The 26,918-nt window shown below is 69.4% G+C and carries 15 protein-coding genes; 6 read left to right on the plus strand and 9 right to left on the minus strand.

Going from position 1 to position 26,918, the window contains the following annotated elements; all coding sequences use genetic code 11:
* Positions 1-277 precede the first annotated feature (277 nt).
* The 3 genes from WMF46_RS45465 to WMF46_RS45475 form a co-directional block, all read right to left on the minus strand.
* Positions 278-793, minus strand: coding sequence for an AAA family ATPase (locus WMF46_RS45465; RefSeq protein WP_437982946.1), 516 nt, complete (start codon positions 791-793; stop codon positions 278-280).
* Positions 790-2,145 carry a DDE-type integrase/transposase/recombinase gene (locus WMF46_RS45470; protein ID WP_437982947.1) on the minus strand — a complete coding sequence of 452 codons (1,356 nt, stop codon included), beginning with the start codon at positions 2,143-2,145 and terminating at the stop codon, positions 790-792. Before WMF46_RS45470 ends, WMF46_RS45465 begins: the two co-directional genes overlap by 4 nt.
* Before the next feature lie 119 nt (positions 2,146-2,264).
* A complete protein-coding gene (locus WMF46_RS45475; protein WP_437982051.1) occupies positions 2,265-2,888 on the minus strand; it encodes a hypothetical protein in 624 nt (207 codons plus the stop codon).
* A gap of 763 nt (positions 2,889-3,651) precedes the next feature.
* Here WMF46_RS45475 and WMF46_RS45480 point away from each other — a divergent pair.
* The 5 genes from WMF46_RS45480 to WMF46_RS45500 all read left to right on the plus strand — a co-directional run bounded on the left by WMF46_RS45480 (position 3,652) and on the right by WMF46_RS45500 (position 13,943).
* Positions 3,652-4,731 carry a hypothetical protein gene (locus WMF46_RS45480; protein ID WP_437982948.1) on the plus strand — a complete coding sequence of 360 codons (1,080 nt, stop codon included), beginning with the start codon at positions 3,652-3,654 and terminating at the stop codon, positions 4,729-4,731.
* 20 nt (positions 4,732-4,751) lie between these two features.
* Complete coding sequence (locus tag WMF46_RS45485; protein WP_437982949.1) at positions 4,752-6,398, plus strand: hypothetical protein; 1,647 nt, start codon at positions 4,752-4,754, stop codon at positions 6,396-6,398.
* Between the two features lie 1,442 nt (positions 6,399-7,840).
* Positions 7,841-7,990: a hypothetical protein gene (locus WMF46_RS45490; RefSeq protein WP_437982950.1), complete on the plus strand. Its 150-nt coding sequence runs from the start codon at positions 7,841-7,843 to the stop codon at positions 7,988-7,990.
* A 701-nt stretch (positions 7,991-8,691) separates the two neighbouring features.
* Positions 8,692-9,867, plus strand: coding sequence for a PAS domain S-box protein (locus WMF46_RS45495; protein ID WP_437982951.1), 1,176 nt, complete (start codon positions 8,692-8,694; stop codon positions 9,865-9,867).
* Positions 9,868-9,911: 44 nt separating this feature from the next.
* A complete protein-coding gene (locus tag WMF46_RS45500) occupies positions 9,912-13,943 on the plus strand; it encodes a non-ribosomal peptide synthetase (RefSeq protein ID WP_437982952.1) in 4,032 nt (1,343 codons plus the stop codon).
* 21 nt (positions 13,944-13,964) lie between these two features.
* Here the strand turns inward: WMF46_RS45500 and WMF46_RS45505 are convergent, their stop codons facing one another.
* The 5 genes from WMF46_RS45505 to WMF46_RS45525 form a co-directional block, all read right to left on the minus strand.
* Entirely contained in the window at positions 13,965-16,202 is a 2,238-nt protein-coding gene (locus WMF46_RS45505; RefSeq protein WP_437982953.1) for a molybdopterin oxidoreductase family protein, read from the minus strand.
* On the minus strand, positions 16,202-17,950 hold the full coding sequence (locus WMF46_RS45510) for a DmsC/YnfH family molybdoenzyme membrane anchor subunit (RefSeq protein ID WP_437982954.1): 1,749 nt from the start codon (positions 17,948-17,950) through the stop codon (positions 16,202-16,204). Before WMF46_RS45510 ends, WMF46_RS45505 begins: the two co-directional genes overlap by 1 nt.
* A 119-nt stretch (positions 17,951-18,069) precedes the next feature.
* Positions 18,070-18,468, minus strand: coding sequence for a nitrite reductase small subunit NirD (gene nirD / locus WMF46_RS45515; protein WP_437547362.1), 399 nt, complete (start codon positions 18,466-18,468; stop codon positions 18,070-18,072).
* 37 nt (positions 18,469-18,505) lie between these two features.
* Positions 18,506-21,046, minus strand: a complete 2,541-nt coding sequence (gene nirB, locus WMF46_RS45520; RefSeq protein WP_437982955.1) for a nitrite reductase large subunit NirB — start codon at positions 21,044-21,046, stop codon at positions 18,506-18,508.
* 380 nt (positions 21,047-21,426) lie between these two features.
* Complete coding sequence (locus WMF46_RS45525) at positions 21,427-24,174, minus strand: ATP-binding protein (RefSeq protein WP_437982956.1); 2,748 nt, start codon at positions 24,172-24,174, stop codon at positions 21,427-21,429.
* Between the two features lie 86 nt (positions 24,175-24,260).
* On the opposite strand from WMF46_RS45525, the gene WMF46_RS45530 reads away from it, so the two are divergent.
* The gene (locus tag WMF46_RS45530; RefSeq protein WP_437982957.1) at positions 24,261-25,190 is read left to right on the plus strand and encodes a ketopantoate reductase family protein; all 930 of its coding nucleotides are present in this window, start codon (positions 24,261-24,263) and stop codon (positions 25,188-25,190) included.
* A gap of 212 nt (positions 25,191-25,402) precedes the next feature.
* On the opposite strand, the gene WMF46_RS45535 is transcribed toward WMF46_RS45530, so the two are convergent.
* Positions 25,403-26,605, minus strand: coding sequence for a hypothetical protein (locus WMF46_RS45535; protein ID WP_437982958.1), 1,203 nt, complete (start codon positions 26,603-26,605; stop codon positions 25,403-25,405).
* Positions 26,606-26,918 lie beyond the last annotated feature (313 nt).

Here is a 26,918-nt window from a genome sequence, read left to right on the forward strand (position 1 = left end):
CGAGGCTGGGAGCCGGCGTGCCCAGGCTGGGCACACCCAGTCGTTTTCAACTGACAACCAGGCTCTGGCTGCAAACCCGCGCGAGGCGGGGCATCCTTCCGTACAGAGGGTTCCAACACCGACTTCGATTTGCCTGAACGATCGTTCATGCGGCTCTCACCGTGGCACCTTCGGTCACCGGCCTCGGTCGCCAATGGCTCCCTGCGCCGGCTCTTCACGCCGCTCGGCTGTTGCAGGCCTCCGGTCCAGTCCCCGGAGACGTTCGCGGCGCCCTTCTTCACCCAGCTCGACCCAGGTGAGGGGGACCCCTTGTGGTCCCCGGTCGTATCAGCGCCTCACGGCGCACGTTCAACAAGATGTGGAGATGATCGAGCGTGTCTTGGTGGAGCAGGTGCGCTTCATCCAGCAGGAAAACCGGGTGGATGCGCTCGCGGCCGAGGGTCTCGATATGCGCGCTGACAGCGTAGAATACGGCCGCCGCGGTCGCAGCGGGGTTGAGGCCGAGGGCATGGCAGAGCTGGCGATAGAAGTCGCGGCGACCCAGCGTGGCGTTGTGGCAGTAGGTCAGCCGGAAGCCTGCCTGCGGCAATCGATGACGCACTGCCCGCAGCACACACGTCTTTCCGGCACCGGGCTCGCCGACCAGCAGCACTTGGGCGTGCTCGTGCACGGCCTCGCACACCTCCTCGACGAGCTGCTCCTTGGAGGGCGGCAGCCACAGGTCGCCGTCCTGGATCTCCTTGGAGAAGGGTGCGGCGGAGAGGGTGAAGAAGCGGACGTAGGACTCGCTCACGTCTCACCTCCGCGCTCGCTCGTGTCGGCACCAGTGCCCGTCGAGCGGCCGAGAGTCCACGCGGGGTTGAAGTCCACCGGGCGTGTCGGCTTGTCCACCGCAGGCCCGCCGCACGGCAGCCGCTTGCGCCGCGCGTTGCGCTGCGGGTCGACCGGATGCAGCACCAGGCGCTTGCCCTCGTGCTCGACCCACGGCGGCTCGTCGGGCGCGACGAAGCACCGGGCGACGGAGACGATCTGGCCAGCGAGGTAGCCTTGATCGAGCTGCCAGGCGACGCCGTCGACAGAGACGATGTTGTCGCCCGAGACGCGGCGCCGGGTGCGCTCGGTGAGCGCCACGCGCAGCGCCTTTTCGTCGACGCCGCCCTCGGCGGCCGGGCGGGCCGCATAGACCTTCGCTGGGGTCTGGCCGAGCAGGCCAGCGTGCGGCGCCGGGTGGTAACGCCTTTCGAGGAAGGCGCGGAGCGTCGTGTTGATGTCCACGAGCGACGCCACGGCGCCGAGGTACGTAAGGCACCCTTCGCGCAGCGTGCGCCAGAAACGCTCCATCTTGCCACGCGCCTCTGGGTCGTACGGTTTGGCGTGCAGGAGGGCGATGCCGAGCCGGGCGCACGCGGTTTTGAGGACGTCGCCGCGGTAAGTGGAGCCGTTGTCGAGATAGAGCGCGTCGGGCTTGCCGTGGCGGCGCAGGGCGTCGACGGTCATGGCGAGCATGTCGACCTCCTTCTCCGTCGTGTGCGCCTCGAGCGCCACGACGTAACGAGAGGCGTCGTCAAGCAGCCCGTGGATGCGGAGCGGCATCGCTTTGCCACCGACGGTGCAGCCAGTCACGTGGCAGACGTCGCCGTGCCAGAGCGCGCCGGGGCGCTCGGCTTGCCAGCGCAGCCGCGTCTTCGGCTCTCCCTCGGCGCGCGCGGCGCGGCGGCGAAGGCCGTGCGCCGCGTACAGTCGGCGTACGGTGGGCTCGGAGACCTGGGTTGCTTCGAGCCGCCCCTCGTCGACGAGCGTCTTGAGGATGAGCGGCACCGAGGCGTAGGGATGCTCGCGCCGGATGTCGAGCAGCAGCGTGCGCAGCTCCTCCGACAGGTCCTGCGCGAAGCCGCGATCGCTGCGCGGCTGCGGGCGCAGGCCGTCGAGGCCAGCGGAGCGATACGCATACAGCCAGCGCTCGAGCGTGGGCACCGAGTAGGTGCGCGTGCTGTGCGCGCCCGGCGGTCGAAACCGCTGCTCGCTGAGCGTGCGCAGCTCGGCGGCGAGCTGGCCGTGGGTGAGCACGCGGTGCATGAGAGGGCCGATGACCGTGGCGCGATAGAGCGCGACGGTCTCGGCGTGGTCGGCGGGGCCGAGGGCCATTCGGACAGGTCCTTTCTGCGCCTTGCTGGCGCGCGGTCCTTGTCCGGGATCGACGGCGTTTTCGGCAGGGATCCTCTCAGGTGGGCTGTACGAGGGGGTCTCCTCGGGGGCAAAGACCATCACGCCGCACGCGCGGCGCCGAAGAAGGCGCGCTGCTCGAGCGGCAGCGCCCGGGTCGTCGGGTCCGCGCTTGCCGCGAGCGATGTCGCGACGGCGGCTGCGCTCTTTCGGAGCGAGGCGGACGGGCCTGGGTCGGGGGCATCCGAAAACAGACGTCGCTGCGCGACATCGCGCGCCCACCGGCGCAGCGTGGCCCAGCCGGCGACGGCGCTGTCGCCGAGGATCTTCGCCGGGCCCACGCGCCGACGGACCTCGGCCGCCGTCGCGAGCACCAGGCCCCAGAGCGCGAGGGCGAAGCCGATCGCGGCGGCGCTGTACACGCGAAGGCCGAGCACTCCGCGAGGAACGACGAGGAGCACAGCGCCGCAATCGAGGCAGCGGTAGCGGCGGGCGGTCACCGAGAGCACCTCGGGGGGTTGGTCCGGGCTGGTGGGGCCCCAGACCTGCCGCTCACGCCTGCCGTGGCCTTGGAGCCGGATCGCGCCGCCCAGCGGACAACTCGCAGCGCCGCAGACGGGGCAGCGCGCAGGCCGCGCTTCGACGACCGTGGGCGGCTGCTGCTGCCAGCGCTTGATGTCGATGGCGCTCTGGATAACACTGCGACCGCTTCGATTCCTGGGCACAAGAACCGGAGCACGACGAGGAGGCTGTCCGCCAAGATCAGGTCTCCTCGTCGCCTATTTTGTGGCCGGCACCGCGCCGCTGCTCCGCTCCAGCGGCCGGCCTACCCCGTCGTGAGGCAGGCGTGGGAGCGACGAGGGGTGGTAATTTTCGACCGGTGAACGGAAGTGGGGCGCCCGCGCAGGAAGGGCTTCTTTGAGCCGACGTAACCGTGCTCAGAGGGAACAGAGATGAGAATCTTAAGAGTCTGGAGGTAATGCATCGTGCGCCGCGGCGCTCCGGAGTCGTCCTCCCGGGCTGCGTACGCGGAGCGAGCACTCTCCGTGATGGCCAGCCTCGTTGGGCAGAACCCCTCACCATCAACCAGCATGCTCGATGCGATGCGCTGCCGCATCAATGAGAGGGCGCGGTAATACCCAGTCCCGTAGGAGCGCTTCCTGCGCGAGGTCCTCGGCGTGTCGCGCGGGGACACCGACCCGCCTGACGAGGCGGCGGAAGCGCTCGAAGTGGGGGGGAGTTCGTGCTGGCTTGCCCACAGCTGGTAGCACCCCTGAGCTGGCCGGAAGGGTTCAAGAAAGAGAAGGATCGGTCAACTTTGGTAGGATAATGTGCGCTTTTGTGGAATGCGTACCTGGGCGGCTCCACTGCTCGGAGGGTCGACGGGCGTCGTTACGTCGTCGGGCCGATCTTTGCCTGGCAAAACGTTCATTCCCTTCGAATTTGTCGCCGTTGACGCCGCGCGCCGGGCGTAAGTACGTTCCGCGCATGCGTGACGTTGCGCCTTTGTTGTTGTTCTGCCTGATGCTTGGCGCCGCTGGTGTCTACACGAGCCCCGCCAGCGCCGAGGACATCTATTCGACGCTGGAGCGAAGCGGCAGCTCGACGGTGAAGGACCATGTTCGCCGTGCGCAGAGAGCCCGTGACGCAGGTCGGTGGACCGAGGCACACGCGGCCTACAATGCGGCGCTCGATGCGACAGACCCGGCGTCGAACACGGAGAAGGAGCGCGCGGAGCTAGCCGGAGAGCTCGGCCTGTGTGAGCTCGAGCTGCGCAAGTACCGTGATGCTGCCGAGCATCTCGCCTGGAGTCTCGAGCAGCGCAACGTCCTGCCCCTTGAACTACAGCTGCGGTTCGAGGCCGGGCAACGCAAGGCAGCGTCGCATGTCGCGACCCTCTACCTGTCTGTCGACCCACCGGACGCGGAGGTGCTCATCGACGGCAAGCCCATCAGCGCGCCTGCACGGACCTACAGGCTATTCTTGGAGCCCGGTCAGCACATGGTGCGGGCCCGGTTGGCGGGCCATGAGGAGGCGTTCGCATCGTTCGACGCGCAGGCCGGGAAGCCGACGACCATCTCGCTGCAGGTACCGCGCGCCGCAGCGCCGGGCACCCCTGCGAAGGGAACCTCAACCAAGAGCTCCGCGCGAGGAGCGCAGGCGTCGTCTTCCGTGGCGCCCTCCACCACCGCGTCGATGCTGCGCATCGGCGGCGCGGTCGTGGCGGGGGCAACCATGGCAGCCGGCGGCGGGTTGCTGATCTGGAGTGCTTACACCGAGGATGAGCTCCACGATCGAGCTACCGCGCTGCGTGGCGCAGACGAGGACGCAAGCCGATGTGCCCGCCCGAACGCACCGCGCGCGTGCTCGGAGCTGCGCGACCTGCAAGAGGAGCGTGATCTCCTGAAGAAAGCCGGCTGGGTGACCCTGGTGTCGGGCGGCGCGATCGGTGCGCTGACGCTCGTGTCTCTGCTCGTGGACCGAACCTCACCGTCCAGCGATGGGGTGCGTGTTGTGCCCACGGTGAGCGGGCAGCGCATGGGGCTTATGATGGCGGGTGTGTGGTGACGAACGTGGAGCTTCGGAGTATGGATATCTCATCGAAAGGTCGACGCGGGGTGGCTGTGGCCACCTTGGTGCCTATCGCGTTCGGGTTCGGAATCGCTTCTGTCGTGTACGGGTGTTCCTCCGGTCACGAGGATCCCATCTGTGTCGACGACCCCACGGTGGAGCCCCCGCAAGATGGGTGCGGCCTGTTCGTCAGCGCAAGTCTCGGCGACGACGCGAATCCAGGAACGCGCGCAGCACCCCTGAAAACACTGCGCAAGGCCCTCGAGCTCGTGGAGGCGGGCGGTCACCCCCACCATGTCTACGCTTGCGCTGAAACCTTCGACGAACGTATCTGGTTCTACGACACCAGCATCTGGGGCGGGTTCGACTGCACGAACGGCTGGCAGCACCTCGGTGCCGATGCGAAGACCGTCATCGCCCCGAAGCAGCCCGAGCGCGAAGTCGTGACGTTCGGAGGGCGGGGAATCACGCTCGCGAACCTGCGGATCGTGGCGCCCGATGGTAACGAGGTGGACCGAACAGCAGCGTGCTCGATCGGAATCGTCGCTGTGCGCGATGAGGCCGAGCTCAAGCTCGTTGCGAGCGAAGTCATTACAGGACGGGGCGCGATGCCGGGCGGCAACTCGATCGGGATCTACCTCTCCGCTGGCAGCGAGATCGAGGTGATCGACAGCCGCATCGTCGCAGGTGACGGAGCCGACGGTGAGCCCGGAGCTCCGGCGGAGGATGCAGCGGCGGCCGATGGGCGGCCTGGACACGCGGGAGCCGACGCGTGCACGGTCGATGACGTGCCTGCAACCCGAGAGGTCACAACGGAGTGTGACGACGAAACCTCGGTCAGCGGCCAAGGCGGCCCCGGTCTGCCCGATGAGGGCTTCAGCGCAGGTCATGGGGAGCCGCTGCCCGACCCGAACCCGACAGGCGCCGGTACCGGGGGCGTCGGTCAGCAGGGAAGCATGGCGTGCACCGACGGCCAGCGCGGCCTCGACGGTGCGGCGGGTGTGCACGGTGAGGGGGCAAGGCTTCCCGGCGTTGTGGGATGGGTCCGCTCGCTGGGCAAGGGTCAGGGCGGGACCCTCGGACGCCCGGGTCAGGGAGGCGGAGGTGGTGGCGGCTCGCGCGGCGGTGCGACCGCCTGTGGTGCCGGGCCGGTCGGGGGGGCGTTCGGCGGCTCGGGTGGTTCCGGCGGTTGTGGCGGCAAGCAGGGGACAGGCGGTTTCGCTGGAGGGGTGAGCGCTGGCATCGTCACAAGAGGTTCGAAGGTCACCATTCGCGGATCGACCCTTCAGACCGGCCGCGGTGGTCGGGGTGGCGCGGGAGGGGCGGGACTGCCAGGAGGAAGCGGAGCTCCCGGCGGTGAGGGAGGCGGAGGCGTGCCCGGGGCGCTCGCGGGATGCCGCGGAGGCGATGGCGGCAACGGGGGGCCCGGCGGTGGCGCAGGCGGCGGGCTCGGCGGTCATTCGGTAGCCATCGCGTACCTGGAGACCGCGGAGGTCACGCGCGAGAACGTCCAGGCGACGTTTCTCCTTGGAACTGCTGGGGAGGGAGGGGACGGCGGCGATCCGAATGTCACGGAGAGCAAGGGCAACGATGGCGTGGCGGCCGAGTTCCTGCCGTTTGCGGCCATTGATCCGAACGACCCAGACTCTCATGAGCTGCAGTAGGGGGCGCCATGTGGGATGAGATGACGAGATGGGAATCGGGCTTCCGCGCGCTGGGTGCCCGGCCTTTGCTGTTCGGAGTCGCTTTGTTCAACGGGGGTGCGGCGCTCGGATGCGGTAGCGAATCGGGGGTGTGGGAACGTTGCGAGGAGACCCTCACATGCGCGCCGGTGGAGTCCTGCAACGCGGATCCCGGCAACGCCGATCGTCCGGTCGACTGCGAGGGCGTTTATGTGGCAGACAAAGGCGATGATGTTTGGCCTGGCACGCCGAATCTGCCGGTAAAAACGTTTGCGCGGGCGTTCGAGCTTGCCCGCGAGCGTGGCATGCGGGTGTACGCATGCGCCGACACATTCTCTGTCGAAGTCCGTGTGCCGGCAGGAATGGACGTGTGGGGAGGTCTCGACTGCCGCGGTCTTCCAAGTCATTGGCCGTTGCATCCACTCGGCGAGCTCACCACGATCGCGCCAGGTCCGAACCTGATCCCGCTCACCGTCGTGGACCAGGCGGCGGAGCCCTCGCCCGAGGCCGACGTGATCACGGCGCTGACGAGAATCCGTATGATCGCACAAGATGCCACCGTGCCGGGCGGCTCCTCCATCGCCATGCGCGCCCTGCCGGGAGTGACGGTACAGCTGCGCTTGAGCGAGGTCGTAGCCGGGGACGGTGCAGATGGAGCTCCTGGCGCGGATGGAGGCGTCGATGCAGCACAAGAGGGGGCACCAGGGAACCCGGGAGCGATGGCGTGCTCTGCCGATACGGTGACGGGAGGGGCGCGAGTCACAAACTCGTGTGACGATGGCATCTCGTCGGGAGGGATGGGTGGTATCGGCACAAACGATGATGGTGGCAACGGGGAAAGTGGTTCCCCTCTGCCAATCACGAATCCGATGAGCCACGGTCTGGGTGGAACTGGGCAAGCCATCCTGTCCTGCACAGAGGGGAGGGGCGGGCTGGCGGGGGATGACGGCGCGAACGGGAACGGCGCATCAGGGCCGGGTCGGGTCACAGACACGGGGCTGGAAGGTGGCGCAGGCGAAGATGGTCAGGCAGGGAAGCACGGTTACGGGGGCGGCGGTGGAGGCGGCTCGCGTGGCGGCTCAGCGTACTGCGGCGCAGGAGCGGCACAGGGCGGCGCTTCTGGTGGTTCCGGCGGTGCTGGCGGCTGCGGCGGCAAGCCTGGGAGGGGCGGCGGCCCAGGCGGATCCAGCATCGGGATTCTGTCTTACCACGCCAGCGTCCGCGCAAGTAAAACCAGCATCATCACGGGTCGTGGCGGAAACGGTGGACGGGGCGGGGACGGCCAGTACGGCGGCGTGGGTGGGTACGGGGGCACCGGCGGAGGCAACAGGGCTGGATCGCAGCCAGGCTGCCGTGGCGGCGACGGCGGGAAGGGCGGCAACGGAGGCCGGGGCGGTGGAGGCCACGGAGGACACTCACTCGCGGTGGCACATACCGTCGATCAGGGCCCTGACGTCGAGCCCGACTCTCCGATCAAGTTCGGCATCCCTGGTGACGGCGGAGGTGCCGGCGATCTGAACGCGAACTCGGGCAAGCCCGGTTCCGCAGCCGTCTCGATGGGCTTCCTCGATTAGAGGCGCGACGCTCCTGAGGCGCCGGCCCGCCGGCCCGGTATCGTGATCTGCCCCATTGCCGACCTCGGGGGCAAGCGCCTCGTTGCCGCTGCCGTCCAGCCTGACCTGGCGCCGGCGTGGCGAGGCACCGTGGCGATCCGGCGCGGGCTCGTCCGGCGGACCGTCAGCACGCCGCGACACGGCGGTGCGGCGCCCAGAATGACGCACACGGAACGGGAGCGCCACACGGGTGACCCTAGGAATCAGGAGTTTTCTGACCATGTGCATGCGATGAGCGCACGATTGCGACGCTGGGTATCCGTGGTACCGATCCGCGCCAGGCGCGCGACCGCTCCGTCGGAGACGCGCGCAGCCAAGCAATCGACCAAGCGCCAGACCGCACAATAAATCGATAACCGCAGCAAACGTCCTCGCTGTGACAGTATCGCGCAGCAAGCCCTGCTGTCCCCACTGTGACGCTCTTCCTGCTGAGATTGATGCTGTCTAAGGCGTCTCATCAGGTGTAGCGTCGCTGGTGGAGGCGAGCTGTCCACCGTCGCCGCCTGACCTTTGCCAGCAGCCAGCATCGGGGGAAATCGATGGAACCTCACGAGACGGTTCTCCAACCGCATCATGGCGAGCTTGCCGCCCTGCGCGCTCGTGTGTCCAGGCTAGAGCAGATCGAGCGGGACCTGCGTGCCGAGCTCAGCCGTACAAACGCCGTGCTACAGGCAATTCCGTACCTGCTCTGCGTCCACGATCCGGTCGAGCAGCGCAAGCTCTACGAGAACCGCTCGCTGGCCGACGAGCTCGGATATGCGGCGGACGAAGCAGGCCTCGCGGGCCTCGATGCGTTCGTGACGCTCGCGCACCCCGACGACCAGACCCGGGCTCGCGAGCAGCTCGATCACGCCGGAGAGGGCCAGGCGAGCGACTCGGAGGAGCTCGCGTATCGGCTGCGCAAGGCCGACGGGTCGTGGTGCTGGGTCACGAGGCGCGAGATCGTCCTCGCGCGGGATGGCGCCGGCAAGCCGCGACAGGTCATGAGCGTAGTCCAGGACATCACAGGTCGAAGGGACATGGAGGTGGAGCAGCGCCGCCAGGCCGAAGAGCTCGGCGTGTCGAAGACATTGATTGACAATGCGCTAGATGGCATCACATTGACGTCCATGAGCGGGCAGGTCGTCTATGCCAACACCGCCTTCAAGGCGATGAGCGGCTTCGGCGACGGCGCGGTCGGCTGCGGGCTGACCGACTTCTATGCTCCCGAGAGCTTCCGCCGGCTCTCCAGCGAGGTCTTGCCGATCCTGATGAAGGACGGCGCATGGCGCGGCGTCCTCAAGATCCGGCGCCCCGACGGGAGCGAGTGGATGGGGCAGACCAGCGCCTTCGTGGTCATGGGCCCGGCGGGCGAGCCGACGGGCATGGCGGCGTTCTTCAGGGACATCACGGAGCAGCTCCGGTACGAGGAGGAGACGCTCGCCCAGATGCGGGTGATCCAGGCGCAGCAGGCGGCGCTCCGGGAGCTCGGCACGCCGCTCATCCCGATCGCCGACGGCGTGATCGCGATGCCCCTCATCGGGACGATCGACCGGGAGCGCGCGCAGCAGATCCTGGAGACGCTCCTGAACGCCCTCGGCGAGAAGCAAGCCGCGGTGGCGATACTCGATATCACCGGCGTGAAGGCCGTGGACGGAGAGGTGGCGGCCGCGCTCGTCCGCGTCGCGCAAGCGGCGAGGCTGCTCGGCGCCGACGTCGTGTTGTCAGGCGTCCGCCCCGTCGTCGCACAGGCGCTCGTCGATCTTGGCACCGAGCTCAGAGGGCTCGTCACCTGCGGCACCCTGCAAAGTGGTATTGCCTACGCGCTGAAGCGCAAGGCACGCTCGATGACCGTCTGAGCTCCCACGCATCGTCCTCTGCAGTTCAACGGGGGGGTTCGATCATGCGCGCTCACGCGACACAGGCACGTCTGTCCCACGCACCGGGGGAGCTCCCGCGCGAGCTCCCCGCGCTCGATCTCGCGACCGATCGCCCACGCCCGCCCGCGCCTTCGCCATCTCGCGCGTCGGCGTCGCGAGAGCTGCCGCCTCGGCTCGCCCTGGATCTCGACCGCGTGCGCCGGGGCTCGGGCGCGACGCTCTTCGTCACCCTGCTCTCTGCTTATGCGGCGCTGCTCTACCGCCATACCGTTCAGAGCGAGATCCTGATCGGGACACCCTGGCCTCGCCGCGGCGGCCCGTCGGGCTGGCGCGCGGCACCAGAGCCTCGCCATCCGCTCGTCCTTGGCGCTCGCATCGACGAGGAGCTCGGCTTTCGAGACCTCCTCGCGCAGATCGCCGCGCAGATCGCCTCGGCCGAGGCCCGCGGCCACGTGCCTCTGGACCAGCCGCTCGCGGGGCTCGAGGCGGCGGAGGACACAGGCGATCACCCGACGTTCCAGACCACCTTCGAGCTCGTGCGACCCGGGGATATCCTGCGGCGCGCCGCGATCAGGGCGGCTACAGCGGCGCGGCGCTCGTGCGCCCGCCCGGCCGCGCCGGTCGATCTGTCGCTGTCCGTCACGGCGCTGCAGCGAGGGCTCGTCGCGACGATGACGTACAGCACCGACGTGTTCGATCCCGGGACGATCGAGCGGATGCTGGACCAACTCGGCCTCCTGCTCGCGGGCGTCGCGGAGGACGCCGAGCGGCCGATCGCCGAGATTCCGCTGCTCACGCCGGAGGAGCGGCGCCGGATGACCGTCGTCTGGAACGCGACGCAGACCGCCTATCCGCGCGACGCGTCTGTTCATGCGCTCTTCGAGGAGCACGTCGCGCGGACGCCCGACGCCATCGCCGTCATCGAGGGCGACAAGGCGCTCACCTACCGCGAGCTGAACCGCCTCGCCAACCGGCTCGCTCATCGGATCTCCGCGCGCCGCGCCGGCCCCGACCTGCGCGTGGCCGTCCTCGTCGAGCGGTCGTCGCGCGCGCTCGCCGCTCTGCTCGGCGTCCTCAAGGCCGGCGGCGCCTACGTGCCCCTCGATCCGAGCGTGCCAGACGAGCGGCTGCGCTTCATGCTGGAGGACGCGGCGGTGGGCCTCGTCCTCGGGCAACGAGCGCTGGTGACACGGCTCGACTTCCGCGGGGACGTCATGTGCCTCGACGAGGACGACGGCGCGCCCGGCGACGACAGAAACCCTGCCATCCCTGCTGCCGCGACCGATCTCGCCTACGTGATGTTCACCTCGGGCTCGACCGGCCGGCCCAAGGGCGTGGCTGTCCCGCATCGAGGGGTCGTCCGCCTCGTAAGGGACACCGGGTATGTCGCGTTCGGGCCGTCGGATCGCGTGGCGCACGCCTCCAGCCTCTCCTTCGACGCGTCGACGCTCGAGATCTGGGGCGCGCTGCTCAACGGCGCTTGCCTCGTCATCGTGTCTCACGAGACGCTGCTGTCGCCGGAAGCGATGCCCGCGCTCCTCCGGCGCGAAGGCATCTCCGTCCTGTTCCTGACCACGGCGCTCTTCCACCACCTCGCGCGGGTGAGCGCAGACGCGTTTCAGGGGCTCTCCTACCTCGTCGTCGGCGGCGACGTGCTCAATCCGAAGCTGTCCAGAGAGGTGCTCCTGAAAGGCGCCCCGAAGCACCTCGTGAACGGCTACGGACCTACCGAGAACACGACGTTCTCCACGGCTCACCTCGTGCGCGCGGTCCCGGAGGGCGCCTCCCGCGTGCCGATCGGACGGCCCATCTCGAACACGCGCGCCTATGTCCTGGACCGCCGGCTCCAGCCGGTGCCGGTGGGCGTGCCCGGTGAGCTCTACGTCGCCGGCGACGGGCTGGCCCGAGGCTACCTGAACCGACCCGATCTGACCTCCGCGGCGTTCGTCCAGAACCCCTTGCCCGAGGAGCCGGGAGAGCGCCTGTACAAGACGGGCGATCAGGTCCGTTATCTGGCCGATGGGTCGCTCGATTTCCTTGGGCGGATCGACTGCCAGGTGAAGATCCGTGGTTTCCGCGTCGAGCTCGGGGAAATCGAGGCGGCGCTGTGCGCGTGCGCCTCCGTGCGCGAGGCCGTGGTCGTGCTCCACGAGCACGCGCCCGGCGACATGCGTCTCGTGGCGTACGTCGTCTCGGACTTCGGCCTGGGCGGCCCTCCGTCACGCCCCGCGGGCGCGGATCGATGGCAGGGAGCGGAGGCCGGCGTGGACAGCTGCGGCCCCCCGAGCAGCGGCCCGGCGTCCCGCGACCTGTCGAGGAGCCTGCGCCGGTCTCTGCAGGAGAAGCTGCCCGACTACATGATCCCGGCCGCGTTCGTCGTGGTCCCCTCGCTGCCGCTCGCCGCGACAGGGAAGGTCGATCGCCGGGCGCTGCCGCCGCCCGATGCCGGCCGGCTGCACACCGGAGAGCCGGAGAGCACTCGCTCTCCGATCGAGCGCCGGGTGGCCGAGATCTGGGCGTCCGTCCTCCATACCGACCGCCCGGAGGTGGACGATGACTTCTTCGAGCTCGGCGGAAACTCCCTGCTGGCGGCGCAGGTGCTCCTCCAGGTGCGGACGGTCTTCCACGTCGACGTGCCCGCGCGCCGGCTGTTCGAGTCACCCACCCTGGCGGGGCTCGCCCGCGCCGTCGAGGAGGCGCGGCGCTGGAAGGCGCGCGGCGCCGCGGCGTCGATGGGCGCTATCGACCTCCGCGCGGAGGCCGCCCTCGCTCCCGACATCCGCCCTTGCGGCGCGTTCGTCGACACGGGCGCTCCGCCTCGCCATGTCTTCCTCACCGGCGCCACGGGGTTCCTGGGCGCCTTTCTGGTGCGCGAGCTCCTCACGCAGACGCGCGCCACGATCCATTGCCTGGTCCGCGCTCCCGACGCCGCCGCAGGCCTGGCGAGGATCCGGCGGAGCCTTTCGGCCTATTCGCTCTGGGATCCCGCGGTGAGCGCGAGGATCGTCGCCGTGCCCGGCGACCTGAAGGAGCCGCTGCTCGGGCTCACCCCGGCTTGCTTCGAGGCGCTCGCGCAGCGCGTCGACGCGATCTACCACGCCGGCGCCGAGGTCAATTACATCAAGCCGTACGCGTCCCACAAGGCGGCGAACGTGCTTGGGACACAGGAGATCTTGCGGCTCGCTTGCCTGGGCCGGACGAAGCCCGTGCATCACGTCTCGACGATCGGGGTCATCGGCCAGATCGGCTATTTCACCGGCGCCCAGACCGTGCGGGAGAGCGACGATCTCGATCGCTGGGTGGACCACCTCCACACGGACATGGGGTATTCCCAGAGCAAGTGGGTCGCGGAGAAGCTCGTGTGGATCGCGCGCTCGCGCGGGGTGCCCGTCACCGTCTTCCGCCCCGGGTCCATCCTGGGTCACAGCCAGACGGGCGCCGCCAACGTGACCGACTTCGTGAGCAGGATGATCAAAGGCTGCGTCGAGATGCGCTGCGCCCCCGACCTCCCCGCGCAGAGCAAGGAACTCGTGACGGTCGACTACGCCAGCCGGGCGATCGTGCACCTGTCGTGCCTGCCAGGTTCGCTGGGGAAGGCGTTCCACCTGGTGCCCCCGCCGCGTCAGCGGCTCGATCTGAACGGCTTCTTCGATCTGCTCGTCTCCCGCGGCTATCCGCTGGCGCGGCTGTCGTACGCGCCATGGTGCGAGCAGCTGCTGGCGCGGATACGGCGATCGGTCGACAGCCCGTTCCTTCCCCTCCTGCCGATGCTGACCGAGAAGGTCCACGGCGACCTGACCCGATGGGAGCTGTACGCGCGGATGCCCGCCTTCGACTGCCAGAACACGATCGAGGGGCTGGCCGGCACGGCGATCGCGTGTCCCCCCATGAACGCCCGGCTGCTGGACACGCTCCTGGCGTATTACCTGCGCAGCGGGCACCTGCTCGCCCCGGCGCCGGCCGAGAGCGGCGTGCGCCTGGCCGCGCCGAGGGCCCGCAGCCCGCTGCGATGGCAAGACGTCGCGCGCCTGCCGCGGCGGGGCGCGACCGGCTGAGCGCGCCTCCCACGCGCGGCGCTACCCGCGATCCTCTTCCCGACGCACCTTCACCGCGCAGGCCTTGTACGACGGCTGCCGGGAGTACTGGTCGAAGGCCGGGAACGTCAGCTTGTTCGTGATCTCGTAGTGCATCGGCACGAAGATCTCCCCGGGCTTCACCGAGTTCGTGACGAACGCCCGCGCCTTGATCTCCGCGCGGCGGGACGCGATGACCACCCACTCGTTCATCTCGATACCGATCTTCTTCGCGTCGACAGGGCTCAGCTCGACGTAGATCTCCTTCGGATAGAGCCGCTGCAGCACCGCCGACTTCTTGGTCCGCGTCTGGGTGTGCCACTGGCTGGAGCTCCCTCGCCCCGTGAGCAGCGTGAACGGATACTGCTCGTCGGTCGGCTCCGGCAGCTGGCGGGGCGCCTGGAAAGCGAACTTCGCCCTCTGATCCGGGCGGTAGTACTGGCCGTCCTCGAACAGCCGCCGCTCGTTCGTCTCGAAGGTTGCCCCCTCGGGGTAGGGCCACTGGATGCCGCCGCGCTCGTCGAGCATCGTGTAGCCGTCGATGCCCGTGATGTCGCACGGCTGCCCCTTCGAGAGCCGCTTCATGATCTGGAAGACCGCCTCCGGGCTCTTCCACTCCTTGAGCAGCTCGCCGCAGCCCCAGTACTGGGCGACCAGCTGGAAGATGTGAAAGTCCGCCAGCGCCTGGCCCGGGGCCCGCGCGACCTTCTTGACGAGGCCGATGCGCCGCTCCGAGTTGATGAACGTGCCCTCCTTCTCGGCCCACGAGGCCGCCGGGAGGACGAGGTGGGCGCGCTCCGCCGTCTCCGTCGTCGTGTACATGTCCTGCACCACGAGGAACTCCAGGCGGCCGAGGAGCTCGTGCAGATCCTCCTGGTTGATCCAGGAGTGGGCCGGGTTCGTCGCGATGATCCAGAGGCCCTTGATCTTCCCCTTCAAGATGCCTTCGATGATCTGGTCGTAGGCCAGGCTGTTCCGGGTCGGGATGACCTCCTCCGGAACGCCGAGGATCCCGGCGATCTTCTTCCGGTGCTCCTCCTTCGTGAAGTCGTGGCCGGCGAACAGGCCCGTCGTGTTGCTGAACATCCGCGAGCCCATCGCGTTGCACTGGCCCGTGATGGAGTTCGCCCCGGTGCCGGGACGGCCGATGTTGCCCGTCATCAGCGCCAGGTTGATGAGCGACTGCGCGACCCGCACGCCCTCGTGGCTCTGGTTGACGCCCATGGTCCACCAGAACGACACCCGCTTCCCGTTATGGATCTTCTCCGCGAACGACGCGAGCTGCGCCTCGCTGAGCCCCGTCGCCTCGGAGACGCGCGCCGGCGTGAAATCCTCGACGTGCGCCTTGAACGCCTCGAAATCGACCGTGTGCGCCTCGATGTACGCCGGGTCGATCCACCCGCGCTGGATGAGGATGTGGGCGATTCCGTAGAACAGCGTCAGATCCGACTTCGGCGCGAGCGCGTAGTGCGCCGTCGCCGCCATCGCCGTCTCGGTCTTGCGCGGATCCACGACGAGGATCTCGGGGCGGTTCTTGTTCTTGCAGAGCCGCTCCCACATGATCGGGTGGGCGATGCAGAGGTTCGAGCCGACGAGCACCACGACGTCGGACTCCTCGAAATCGCGGTACGTGTAGGGCGGCGCGTCGAACCCGAACGCCTCCTTGTACGCGACAACCGACGTCGCCATGCACTGCCGGGTGTTGCCGTCCCCGTGCAACATGCCCATCCCGAACTTCGCGAGCGCCCCGAGGAAGGCCATCTCCTCGGTGACGATCTGCCCGGTGCTGATGAAGGCGACCGACTCCTTGCCGTGCGCCTCCTGGATCGCCTTGAACCGATCGACGAACGTGCGGAGCGCGACGTCCCACTCCACGCGCTCCAGCTTCCCGCGCGCGTTCCTGAGGAGCGGCGTTGTCGCGCGATCGGTCGCGCGGAGCGGCGTGAGCGCCTCCCAGCCCTTCGGGCACGCCATCCCGAGGTTCACGGGATAGTCCGTGTTGGGCGAGAGGTTGATCGCCTCTCCGTCCTTGAGGTGCACGTTCAGCCCGCACCCGGTCGAGCAGAACCCGCACACGACCGTCGTCGTCTGGTCGGGCTTGAGCCGCGCAGGCACCCTCCCGAGGCCGAACTCGCCGGGCGTGAGCAGCAGCTCGCGCGTCAGCGGCCCGTTGCGCTGCAAGAGGAGGTTGTCCGCCTGCTTGGGCGCCGGAGACGTCTTCTTTACATCGCTGGTCGTCATCAGGAGAGCCCTCCGGGCATCTTGGAGGCGGGCGCCGCTGCGAAGAAGAGGTACCGCTCGAGGAACTCGCCCGCGAGGCAGAACAGGAACGCCACGACCGCCATCGCCATCAGAACTTCAGAGCTCACGCCGCTGTTCGGCGCCGAGAAGAGGCTGAGCGCCGGCAGGACGATCCCGCCGAGCGCCCCGCAGGCGAAGCGCCAGCCCGTCGCGCCCTTCAGCTCCCCCGTCATCAGGATCGCGCTCCGCTTGAGCGTCGAGTGGCTCCGCTTCCGGAGGTGCCGGAACATCGACAGCTCCACGAGCAGCTTGAGCGCCGTCGTCACGCACAGGAACGCGCTCAGCGCGCGGAAGCCCCGGGTCAGGAGCAGCGCCGCGTGCTCGGCGCTCAGGAGCAGGCCGATCATCAGGACCGTCGAGCTCCCGAGGATGGCCGCCGTCGTCGCGAACTTGAAGCCCGTCAGCCCCCCGCGCCAGTGCTCCCGCTGCGTCGCGGCGTACACCATCACGGAGCAGAAGACCCCGAGGATCCCGCTCAGCGCGACCGCATACGAGAGCGGCGCCTGCAGGTGCTCGATGGGGGGCAGCGCCGAGAGCACAGGGAGCGCGGAGATCGACGGAAGCGCAGGCAGCCAGAAGGACGCCGCGTACAGCGTCGCGGCCCCGGCGAAGAGCGAGAACCCCAGGATCTCCCGGCTGAGCCACGATGTCTTGAGCCCCAGGAAGGCCCGGAACGCGAACTGCGGCCGGCCAAGGTGAAAGAGGCTCGCCTTCAGCGCGGCGATCCCGAAGATCAGCGCGAACGTGGCGCTGTGGCCGCCGAAATCCCGCGTCGCCTGCGCGCCGAGCAGCTCGTTGAGGGCGAGGCTCACGCAGAACGCGCCCACCGAGAGCTGCGTCAGCACCAGCATCGCGACGAGCGGAGGGTGGGAGTGCTCCCGGCTCACCTGGTAGAAGTCCGCGGGGAGCATGTTGCGCGGCAGCGACTTCTGCGTCTTGTAGCTCGTCGTCGGGATCGTGATCTCCGGCGCCGCCGCCCCCGGCAAGAACAGGCTCGTCTGGCTCTCTTGCACGGCCTGCTGCTGGTCGACCATCGTGATCCGGATGGCGCCGTTCGGGCACGACTGCACGCACGCCGGGGCCTCGTCGTTGGCCAGCCGATCGCTGCACATGTCGCACTTGCGCACGATCCCCCGCTCCGGGTTGAACTTCGGAGCGTCGTAGGGACACATCAGGATGCAGTACTGGCAGCCGATGCACTGGTCATCGAGGTGCTTGACGATGCCGGTGACCGGGTCCTTCTCGTAGGCCTTGACCGGGCACCCGGTCATGCACGCCGGGTCCAGGCAGTGGTGGCACGCCGTCGTCACGCTCTGCTGCGCCGGCGCCTGGGGCGTGCCGCCGTGGAGGAGCCCGACCGAGCGCCACACCTCGTTGTCGTCGAGGCCGTTCAGGCTGTGGCAGGCGGTGACGCACGCCTTGCAGGCCGTGCACGCGTCGAGGTCGACCTCGAAGCCGTACTGCTGCCCGGGCTTCGGCTTCTCGAGCGGGATCAGGTCGCGGTAGTACTTGGACTGCGCCGGGAGCGCGTGCTCCTCGTGCATCCTGGAGAACTTCTCGACCGCCGTGAGCTTCTGCTGGTCGGCCAGGAGCGAGTCCAGCAGGCTCTTGTTGTTGTCGTGGATCTTCGGCGTCGAGTTGACGATGGGTAAGCGAAAGTGAGTGTCCGAGACCTTAGCAACGCTCATCGAAATTCCCTGTCTACCCGGCGCGGAAGCCCAGCCCCGAGAACTCCAAGAGAGACACAGCGAACGGCGGCGCGTCCGCCGCACGGAAGCGCCTGGCGCTGGCTCGCCAGGTCATCCCGTCAGCTCGCCGCCGCGAGCGGCTCCGCCGCGGCCTGGATCTCGACCCGCCCGTTCCGGACGCGGGTGGGATACACGGGGATGAGCACGTTCGGGTCGTCCAGGCACTGACCCGACCGCAGATCGAAGTTCTGCTTGTAGATCGGAGAGGCGATCTTGGGGACGCCCCCCTTGTCCCCGACGATGCCGCGGGAGAGGACGAACGCCTTGCTGAACGGGTCGAAGTTGCTGATGGCGTAGATCTCCTCGCCCTCGCCGACCCGGACCACCGCGATCTGGCGCTTGCCGACGAGCGCGCAGACCCCCGTGTTCGGGATGATGTCCTCTACCCCGCAGACGTCGACCCAACCCTGGGCCGTTGTCTCGCTCCGAGGCGCCTTCGAAGTGTGCAGCTCGCTCATGACGGTTTCCCTCAGACAAGGCCCCTCGGCCCTGCCGTCAGATCATCTCCTCGACGACGTTCGACTTCTCCTGCCACGCCGCGGGGCGGTGCTGCGCGCGCTCGCTGACGAACACGATGCTCCGGTCGGGCTCGCCGACGTTCACGAACTGGCGGAACTGCTTGAGCTTCTCGGGGTCGTTGACCGCGGCCTTCCACTCGCACTCGTAGGTCGCGATGAGGTGGGCCATCTCCTTCTCCAGCTCCTCGCAGATGCCGAGCGAGTCCTCGATGATGACCTGGCGGAGGTAATCCATGCCGCCCTCGAGGTTGTTGAACCACACCGACGTGCGCTGGAGCCGGTCCGCCGTGCGGATGTAGAACATCAGGAACCGGTCGAGGTACTTGATGAGCGTCGCCTCGTCGAGATCCGAGGCGAAGAGCTGGGCGTGCTGCGGCTTCATCCCGCCGTTGCCGCAGAGGTAGAGGTTGTAGCCCTTCTCCGTCGCGATGATGCCGAAGTCCTTGCCCTGCGCCTCGGCGCACTCGCGCGCGCAGCCGGACACCGCGGACTTCAGCTTGTGGGGGCTGCGCAGCCCCTTGTAGCGGTTCTCGACCGCGACCGCGAAGCCCACCGAGTCCTGCACGCCGTAGCGGCACCAGGTGCTGCCCACGCACGACTTCACGGTGCGCAGCGCCTTGCCGTACGCGTGCCCCGACTCGAAGCCGGCGGCGATGAGCTCGCGCCAGATGTCGGGCAGCTGCTCCAGCCGCGCGCCGAACAGGTCCACGCGCTGGCCGCCGGTGATCTTCGAGTACAGGTTGTACTTCTTCGCGACCACCCCGAGGGCGATGAGCTGATCCGGCGTGATCTCGCCGCCCGCCACGCGCGGGACCACCGAGTAGGTGCCGTCCCGCTGGACGTTGGCCAGGTAGCGATCGTTCGTGTCCTGCAGCGGGAGGTGCTTCTTGCTCAGGATGTGCTCGTTCCACGTCGACGCGAGGATCGACGCCACCGCGGGCTTGCAGATCTCGCAGCCCTTGCCCTGGCCGTGGCGGGCGAGCAGGTCGTCGAACGTCTTGATCTGGTGGATCCGGACGAGGTGATAGAGCTCTTGACGCGAGTGGTTGAAGTGCTCGCAGATGTAGTTGTTGACCGCGACGCCGGCCTTCTTGAGCTCCTTCTTCAGGATGTCGGAGATCAGCGTCGTGCACGATCCGCAGCCCGTGCCGGCCTTGGTGTGCCCCTTGATGCCGGCGACCGTGACGTGCTTGTCGTCGCAGATGGCCGAGCAGATGGCCTTCTTCGTGACGTTCAGGCACGAGCAGATCATGGCGGTGTCGGGCAGCGCGTCGACGCCGAGGCCCGCCGGCTTCGCGCCGTCCCGCGCCGTGACGATGAGGTCCTCCGGGTGCGGCGGGAGGACGATCTTGTTCTGCACGAGCTGGAGCAGCTGGCCGTAGTTCGCGGCGTCGCCGACCAGGATGCCGCCGAGGAGGAGCTTGCCGTCCCCGCTGACGACGAGCTTCTTGTAGACGTTCGACGTCGCGTTCATGAAGCTGAGCACGCGCGCGCCCTGCTGCGTCGCGAACGCGTCGCCGAAGCTCGCGACGTCCACGCCCATCAGCTTGAGCTTCGTGCTCATGTCGAAGCCGCTGAAGGTCTCCTTCCCGCCGGTGATGGCGTCGACCGCCACCTTGGCCATGTGGTAGCCGGGCGCAACCAGGCCGTAGAGCTGGCTGTTGTAGCTGGCGCACTCGCCGATGGCGTAGATGTCCGGATCCGACGTCTGACAGCGCTCGTTGATGGCGACGCCGCCGCGGTTCCCGAGCGCGAGATCACACGCCCTCGCGAGCTCGTCCCTCGGGCGGATACCGGCCGAGAAGACGATCATGTCGGTCGAGAGCTCGCTCTGGTCGGCGAAGACCATCCTCGCCACGCGGCCGTGCTCCGCGACGATCTCCGTCGTCGACTTGCTCGTGTGCACGCTCACGCCGAGCGACTCGATCTTCGCCCGGAGGATCGCGCCGCCGGCGTCGTCGACCTGGAGGGCCATCAGGCGCGGCGCGAACTCCACGACGTGGACCTGGAGGCCCATGTTCTTGAGCGCGTTGGCCGCCTCCAGCCCGAGCAGGCCGCCGCCGATGACCGTGCCGACCTTCGCGACCTTGGCGTAGGCGTCCATGGCCTCGAGGTCGTCGATCGTGCGGTAGACGAAGCAGCCCTTCGCGTCTTTGCCCTTGATCGGCGGGACGAACGGATACGAGCCGGTGGCGAGGATGAGCTTGTCGTAATAGACCGTCTTCCCCTTCGCCGACGTCACCGCCTTCTTCCGCCGATCGATCGAGACGGCCTTGTCGTTGAGATGGACCTGAATGCCCGCCTCCTCGTAGAGGCCGGGCTTGACCATCGACAGATCCTCGGCTGATTTGCCGTTGAAGAAGGCGGACAGGTTCACCCGGTCGTAGGCGAGCCGCGGCTCCTCGCAGAAGGTCGTGACGTTCCACTCGCGCAGGAAGCCGCCGAGAACCATGTTCTCGATGAGCTTGTGCCCGACCATGCCGTTGCCGATGACGAGGAGGTCCTTCTTCTTGCTCATGAAACCCACCTTTGGACCCGGTGAGTCCTTCTCACCGTCACTGCCGCGCTGCCGTCCGAACCAGGCGTCAGCCACAGTCCCGGACCAAAAACTGTGTACTGTGGGCTCTGTTTCGCAACTGTTTCGCAGGAATAAATTGTCGGCCCGACGGCGCGCTGGGCCTCTTACACAATGGCCTCTGCCACCTCTGCCACCTCTGTTTCATGCATGTTTCGCGGCCTTTGACGGGCACAACAAGGCCCGGAGCGAGCCTGGACGCGACAGCGCCGATGAAAGGAAATGGGCGCAACGTTCAGAACTGGAAGAGCCTGTTTCAGCGATGTATCGCGCGCCTGGCGGGAGGCGCGGCTGCATTGCACTTCTGAAATGGAGCGGGCCGATCAGCCGCGCGGGGCGGCTTCGGCGAGCAAGGACAGGAGCTGCTCCGTCGCGACCGGCTTGGTGAGGTGCGCGTCGAAGCCGGCTTCGCGCGAGCGGCGGCGGTCCTGGTCTTGCCCGTAACCGGACAGGGCGGCGATGTAGGAGCGCGTGAGCTCGGGCTCGGCGCGCAGGCGCCGGACGACCTCGTAGCCGTCCATCCCGGGCAGGCCGATATCGAGCAGGACGAGATCGGGCTTCGACGCCCGCGCGGCCTCGAGCGCCGCCGGGCCGTCGTGGGCCATCGAGACGGCGTGGCCGTGGAGCTGGAGGACGCGCCGGAGGCCGTCGGCGGCGTCGACGTTGTCGTCGACGAGGAGGACGTGGAGGGGGCGCGTCCTGGGGCGCGGAGGGGCGGCTTCGGGCGCTTTCGGAGCGGGGGCTTCGGCGGGGGCGCTCGGCGCGCCGGCGAGCGGGAGCCAGACGCTGATGGCCGTCCCCTCGCCGGGGCCCCCGCTCAGCGCTTCGACGCGGCCGCCGTGCAGCTCGGCGAGCCGCTTGACCAGCGTGAGCCCGATCCCGAGGCCGCCCTGGGAGCGGTCCAGCGTGCGCCGGGCCTGCATGAACGGCTCGAAGACGCGCGGGAGCAGCTCGGCGGAGATGCCGACGCCGGTGTCGGTCACCCGGATCCGCGCGTCGCCGTCGACCGCGGCGCAGGCGAGCGAGACGCGGCCGCCGGGGTTCGTGTACTTGATCGCGTTGTTGAGGAGGTTCACGACGACCTGCTCGAGCCGGACGCGGTCGCCGTGCACGAAGACGCCCGGATCCACCGACAGGACGAGATCGTGCCCGCGCTGGACGAGCAGCGGGCGGACCGACTCGACAGCGGTCTCGACGACCGAGGCGACGTCGAGCCGCTCCCGCTTCAGGTCGATCTTGCCCCGCGTGATCCTGGAGACGTCGAGGAGATCGTCGACGAGCCGGACGATCGTCTTCACCTGCCGCTCGAGGGTCGCCAGGATCTGCCGGTCGTCGCGATCCACGCGCTCGCCGGCGCTCATCTGGGCGCTCATCTGCAGGAGCTCGAGGCCGGTGGTGATGGGCGCCAGCGGGTTGCGGAGCTCGTGCGACAGCATCGCGATGAACTCGTCCTTGCGCCGGTCCGCCTCGTGGGCCTCGCGGTAGAGCCGGGCGTTCTCGAGGGCGACGCGCCGCTCGCGCTCGACGAAGGCGGCGCGCTCCTCGTGCAGGCGGGCGCGCTCCATGGCCTGCGCGCACTGGCGCGACACCGCGACCAGGAACTCCTGCTCTTCCTGGTCGAACGGGCGCGGCTCCGCGAAGCTCAGCCCGAGCACGCCGATGGGCCGCTCCTGGGCCACGAGCGGGAGACAGCAGAGCGACACGGTCGCGCCGGACAGCACGGCGCTCGCGATGCGCGGGTAGCGGGCGGAGCACTCCTCGCGCGAGCGCAGCCAGACGGGCGCGCCGGTCCGCAGCGCGTCGGTGAGCGGGAGGGCGGCGTCGAGGGGCATCTGCCGGAAGCGCTCGACGGTCTCGCGCTCGTAGCCGACCTCCTTGAGGCACTGGAGCTCGTCGCCCGCCGTCACGACGATGGTCCCGGCGTACGCGCCCGCGGCGGCGACGCCGATGTCGACGACGACCTGCGCCACGGCCTCGCTGGTGAGCGCGTCGGCGAGCGCCGCGGTGATCCGCTGGAGGCCGGCCATGCGCTGCGCCGCGCGCTCGGCGGCCCGGCGCGCCTCCTGCTCGGCCAGGAAGCGCCGCCGCGCCTCGGACTCGGCGTCGCGGGCGATGTCGTAGAGGCGCACGCGCTGCAAGGCCACCTCGATGCGCTGCGAGAGCTCCTCGGCGAAGGCGAGATCGGCGGCGTCGCAGGTGCGATCCACCTCTGCGGACGCGAGCGTGAGCGCCGCGAGGACGCACCCGTCGCCGCGGATGGGCACGATCACCGCGGAGCGGCAGCCGAGCTCGCGCAGGGCGGCGAGGTGGTCCGCGCCGGCCAGCGCGTGGTCGGCGAGGTCGGGGAGGAGCCGGCCGTGGCCGCCGTGGAGCACCTCGTGCAACAGCGACGTCCGCGTCCCGGGCTCCGGCAGGGGGCGGCCGAGCCGAGCCAGCCGTGCTGCGAGCTCCGCCTTGGCCGGAACGGCGTGCGCGACGACCCGCGCGTGGACGGAGCCGTCCGGTTCGATCGTGTGGATGGTGCACAGATCGGCCACCGAGGTGACGGCGAGGGCCGCGACGCGCTGGAAGCCCGCGTCGCGGCCCTGCGCCGGATCGAGCGCGGCCGACGCGTCGGCCAGGAAGCGCCGCGCGTCCTCGGCGCGCTTCTGCTCGCTGACGTCCGAGACGAGCGCGAAGAAGCCGCGCACGTCGCCGCTCGCGCCGAGGTGGGGGATGTACTGGATGCGCACGTGGCGCCGGCCGCCCTTCCGGTAGGTGAGCCGCGACTCGAAGTCTTGCGGCCGTCCGGCGAGCACCGCGGTGATGTGCGGCTTCACGGTGGCGTAGGCGGCGTCGCCGATCACCTCACGGACCTGCCGGCCGACGATCGAGCCGCTGTCTTCGCCGAACCAGCGCTCGTAGGCCCGGTTGACGACGCCGTAGCGCTCGTCGCCGTCGATATACGAGATGAGCGCCGGCAGGGCGTCCAGCAAGCGCTGGAGCTGCTCGGCTTCCATCGTCACGCTCGGCTCGCCTGCGCTCATGAGGCCGCTCTCGTGCGCCGTGGCGGGGGCTTCCGGCCTACGCATGTGGGCGTAGGCATATCCGCAATCCTCGCTGGTCGCCACTCGCCGGTTCGCTGCGGTCCGGCTCGAGCGTGCTATGGTCGCCGCCGATGCGGATCCTCGTTGTCGGCGCGGGCGCGGTGGGCGGCTATTTCGGGGCGCGGCTCACGCTCGCCGGGGAAGACGTCACCTTCGTCGCGCGGGGCGCGCACGCCGAGGTGATGCGGTCCCGCGGGCTCATCGTCCGCACGCCGTCCGGCGAGCTGCGCACTCCCCCGCTCCGTGTCGCCCCGCTCGACGGGGCGCGCGGGCCGTTCGATCTCGCGCTCATCGCGGTGAAATCGCCGTCGCTCGCCGCGGTGAGCGCGAAGCTCGCCGGGCTGCTCGCCGCGGACGGCCTCGCCGCGCCCCTCCTGAACGGGCTCGACTCCGAGGACGTTGTCGCGCGCGACGTCGGCGCGCCGCGCGTGATCGCCGCGATCGCGTACATGTCCTCGGGCGTCGCCGGGCCTGGCGAGATCGAGACGCTCGCGCCGACGCGCGCCGGGCTCGCGCCCTACCGGCCCGGGCAGGAGGCGCGGGTCGAGGCGACCGCCGCGCTGCTCGAGCGCGCGGGCATTCCGGTCCGCCGCGGGGCGGACCACCGCGCCATGCTCTGGGAGAAGATGGTCTGGAACGCCCCCTTCAATGCGATCTGCGCGCTGACCGGCCAGCGCGCCGGCGTGGTGGCGGAGCGGATGGAGGACCTCACCCGGTCGGCGATGCTCGAGGTGATCGCGGTCGCGCGGGCGGAAGGGGCGGAGATCTCCGAGGCGACCGCGGACGCGATGCTCGCCCTCACGCGCTCCGAGTTCCCGCTCACCGAGCCCTCGATGCTGCAGGACGTGCGGGCCGGCCGCGCGACGGAGGTCGATATCCTCCAGGGCGCGGTGGTCGAGCGCGCGCGCCGGGCCGGGGTCGACACCCCGGTGCTGCGCACGCTCGCGACCCTCGTCCGCGGCCTGTCGCCGCGGGCGAGCGCGCCCTCCGCGGGCCGATAGACAGACGTCGCGCTCGCGACGGAGAGGGGAGGGCGACGGCGGCGCGCGCCGCTCCCTGGGCGCGTGGGAGCCCCGGGAAACGCGTCGTCGCGGCCGCCACCGCGGTGTCTCGGGTGCTTCGAAGAACGGGAGTTGAGCGCGAGGCGCTCATCTCACCTCCTGGAGTCGAGAGGAGAGGAGATGAGATGAGTGCCTGTCTTGAGACTCAGCGATCAGGCGCCGCCGGTGCCGCCCGCGCCGCCGGTGCCGCCCGCGCCGCCAGCGCCGCTGGTGCTGGCCGCGCTGCTGGTGCTGGCCGCGCTGCTGGTGCTGGCCGCGCTGCTGGTGCTGCCCGCGCCGCCGGTGCCGCCCGTGCCGTCGCTGCCGCCCGCGCCGCCGGTGCCGCCCGCGCCGCCGGTGCCGCCCGCGCCGCCGCTGCCGCCGGCGCCACCCGCGCCGCCGCCGCCGCCAGTGCCCTCGTTGCTCAGCGGGAACGCCGGGTCGAGGCAGAAGAAGCCCTCAGGCGTCTCGGCGCACTCGTCCGGTGCCTTGCAATCGCTGTTGTCCTCGCACGGCAGCTTCGTGAAGACGCAGAAGCCGTTGTCCGGGAAACCGATATTTTGGCAGCGGGCGTTCGGCAACAGGCAATCGTCGTGCGCCGTGCACGCCCTGGTGCAGGCGCCGAAGTCGCCGGCGCCGACGACCTCGTCGAACTGGTAGAGGCAGATACCGTTCTCGGACCCGCCGCAGTCGGACTCGAACGGATCGCCGCCGAAGCCGCAGAACTCGGTGCACGCGGTGACGCCGCCGGGGAAGCCCGCGCACCATCCGGCGCACGGGTCCTCGTCCGCGTCGCGGTCGCACGCGGTCCCCATCGGCAGGCCCTCGTGCGGCGTGTCGACGCACGCGTTCTGCCTGGGATCGCAGCTGCGGCCGGAGTCGGAGCACTGGGAGTCGGAGCCGCAGTTCGGCATGCAGACCGTCACGCCCTCCGCATCCTCACAGCGCAGATCTTCGCGGCCGTGGCACTTGAACGGGTCGAGTTCATCGTTGATGAACTCCAGCTCGGGCTCTCCGAAGACGCAGCCCAGGTAACAGATGCCCCCGAGGCAGGCGCTGCCCTCGCCTTCACAATCGCCGTCGTCGATGCACTCCATCGTGCAGTACCCGCCCGCAGGACCGGCCTCCCCGTCCGACTCCAGGGCGCACACGCCGTCCGGCCCGCAGTCGGCGTCGGCCGTGCAGCGGGTGCCGAGGAACTCGGCCCTGCTCCCGCCCCCGCTGGTGCTCGCTGCGACTCCCGATGACGAGCTCGTGGTCGAAGAGGAAGAGCCGCCGCCTGCGCCCCCGTCCGAATCGTCGTCCCCGCAACCGATGAAGCCTGCAGAGAAGGCGACCGAGGTGAGCAGGATCGCCGAAATGCGTTGCACTTTCATTACTGTCTCCCGAGCCAGGAGGCCCTGCCCACATCGGGCGCGCCTTCATGTGATTTCGGGACGGTAACGGAATCGGTGCGGCTCCGCCATACCGGACGGGCGGGGGCGCGCTCGATGTCACGCTCCGCGGAAAGCCCCCGTGGGAGCGGATGGCGCTCCAGGTGGGCCGGGATCAGGACGTCAGTGCGACGACTGATGGTCTATTTTTCAGGTGATACCCGACTGGACCGCTACGCGGATTTCGTGATTTTTGACACGTACCGTAGGGCCCTCGGGTCGGCGCCGGTGAGCGGCCAGCGATACCTTGGGTCGA

It is taken from the genome of Sorangium sp. So ce117 (assembly GCF_051524395.1).
Lineage (GTDB): Bacteria > Myxococcota_A > Polyangia > Polyangiales > Polyangiaceae > Sorangium > Sorangium cellulosum_B.

What these genes read in the sequence shown, in the direction of transcription:
- WMF46_RS45500 (WP_437982952.1), top strand. Translation starts at nt 9,912, where the DNA reads ATGCGCGCTCACGCGACACAGGCACGTCTGTCCCACGCACCGGGGGAG.
- WMF46_RS45485 (WP_437982949.1), top strand. Translation starts at nt 4,752, where the DNA reads ATGGATATCTCATCGAAAGGTCGACGCGGGGTGGCTGTGGCCACCTTG.
- WMF46_RS45480 (WP_437982948.1), top strand. Translation starts at nt 3,652, where the DNA reads ATGCGTGACGTTGCGCCTTTGTTGTTGTTCTGCCTGATGCTTGGCGCC.
- WMF46_RS45535 (WP_437982958.1), bottom strand. Translation starts at nt 26,605, where the DNA reads ATGAAAGTGCAACGCATTTCGGCGATCCTGCTCACCTCGGTCGCCTTC.
- WMF46_RS45470 (WP_437982947.1), bottom strand. Translation starts at nt 2,145, where the DNA reads ATGGCCCTCGGCCCCGCCGACCACGCCGAGACCGTCGCGCTCTATCGC.
- WMF46_RS45530 (WP_437982957.1), top strand. Translation starts at nt 24,261, where the DNA reads ATGCGGATCCTCGTTGTCGGCGCGGGCGCGGTGGGCGGCTATTTCGGG.
- WMF46_RS45525 (WP_437982956.1), bottom strand. Translation starts at nt 24,174, where the DNA reads ATGCGTAGGCCGGAAGCCCCCGCCACGGCGCACGAGAGCGGCCTCATG.
- WMF46_RS45510 (WP_437982954.1), bottom strand. Translation starts at nt 17,950, where the DNA reads ATGAGCGTTGCTAAGGTCTCGGACACTCACTTTCGCTTACCCATCGTC.
- nirD (WP_437547362.1), bottom strand. Translation starts at nt 18,468, where the DNA reads ATGAGCGAGCTGCACACTTCGAAGGCGCCTCGGAGCGAGACAACGGCC.
- nirB (WP_437982955.1), bottom strand. Translation starts at nt 21,046, where the DNA reads ATGAGCAAGAAGAAGGACCTCCTCGTCATCGGCAACGGCATGGTCGGG.
- WMF46_RS45505 (WP_437982953.1), bottom strand. Translation starts at nt 16,202, where the DNA reads ATGACGACCAGCGATGTAAAGAAGACGTCTCCGGCGCCCAAGCAGGCG.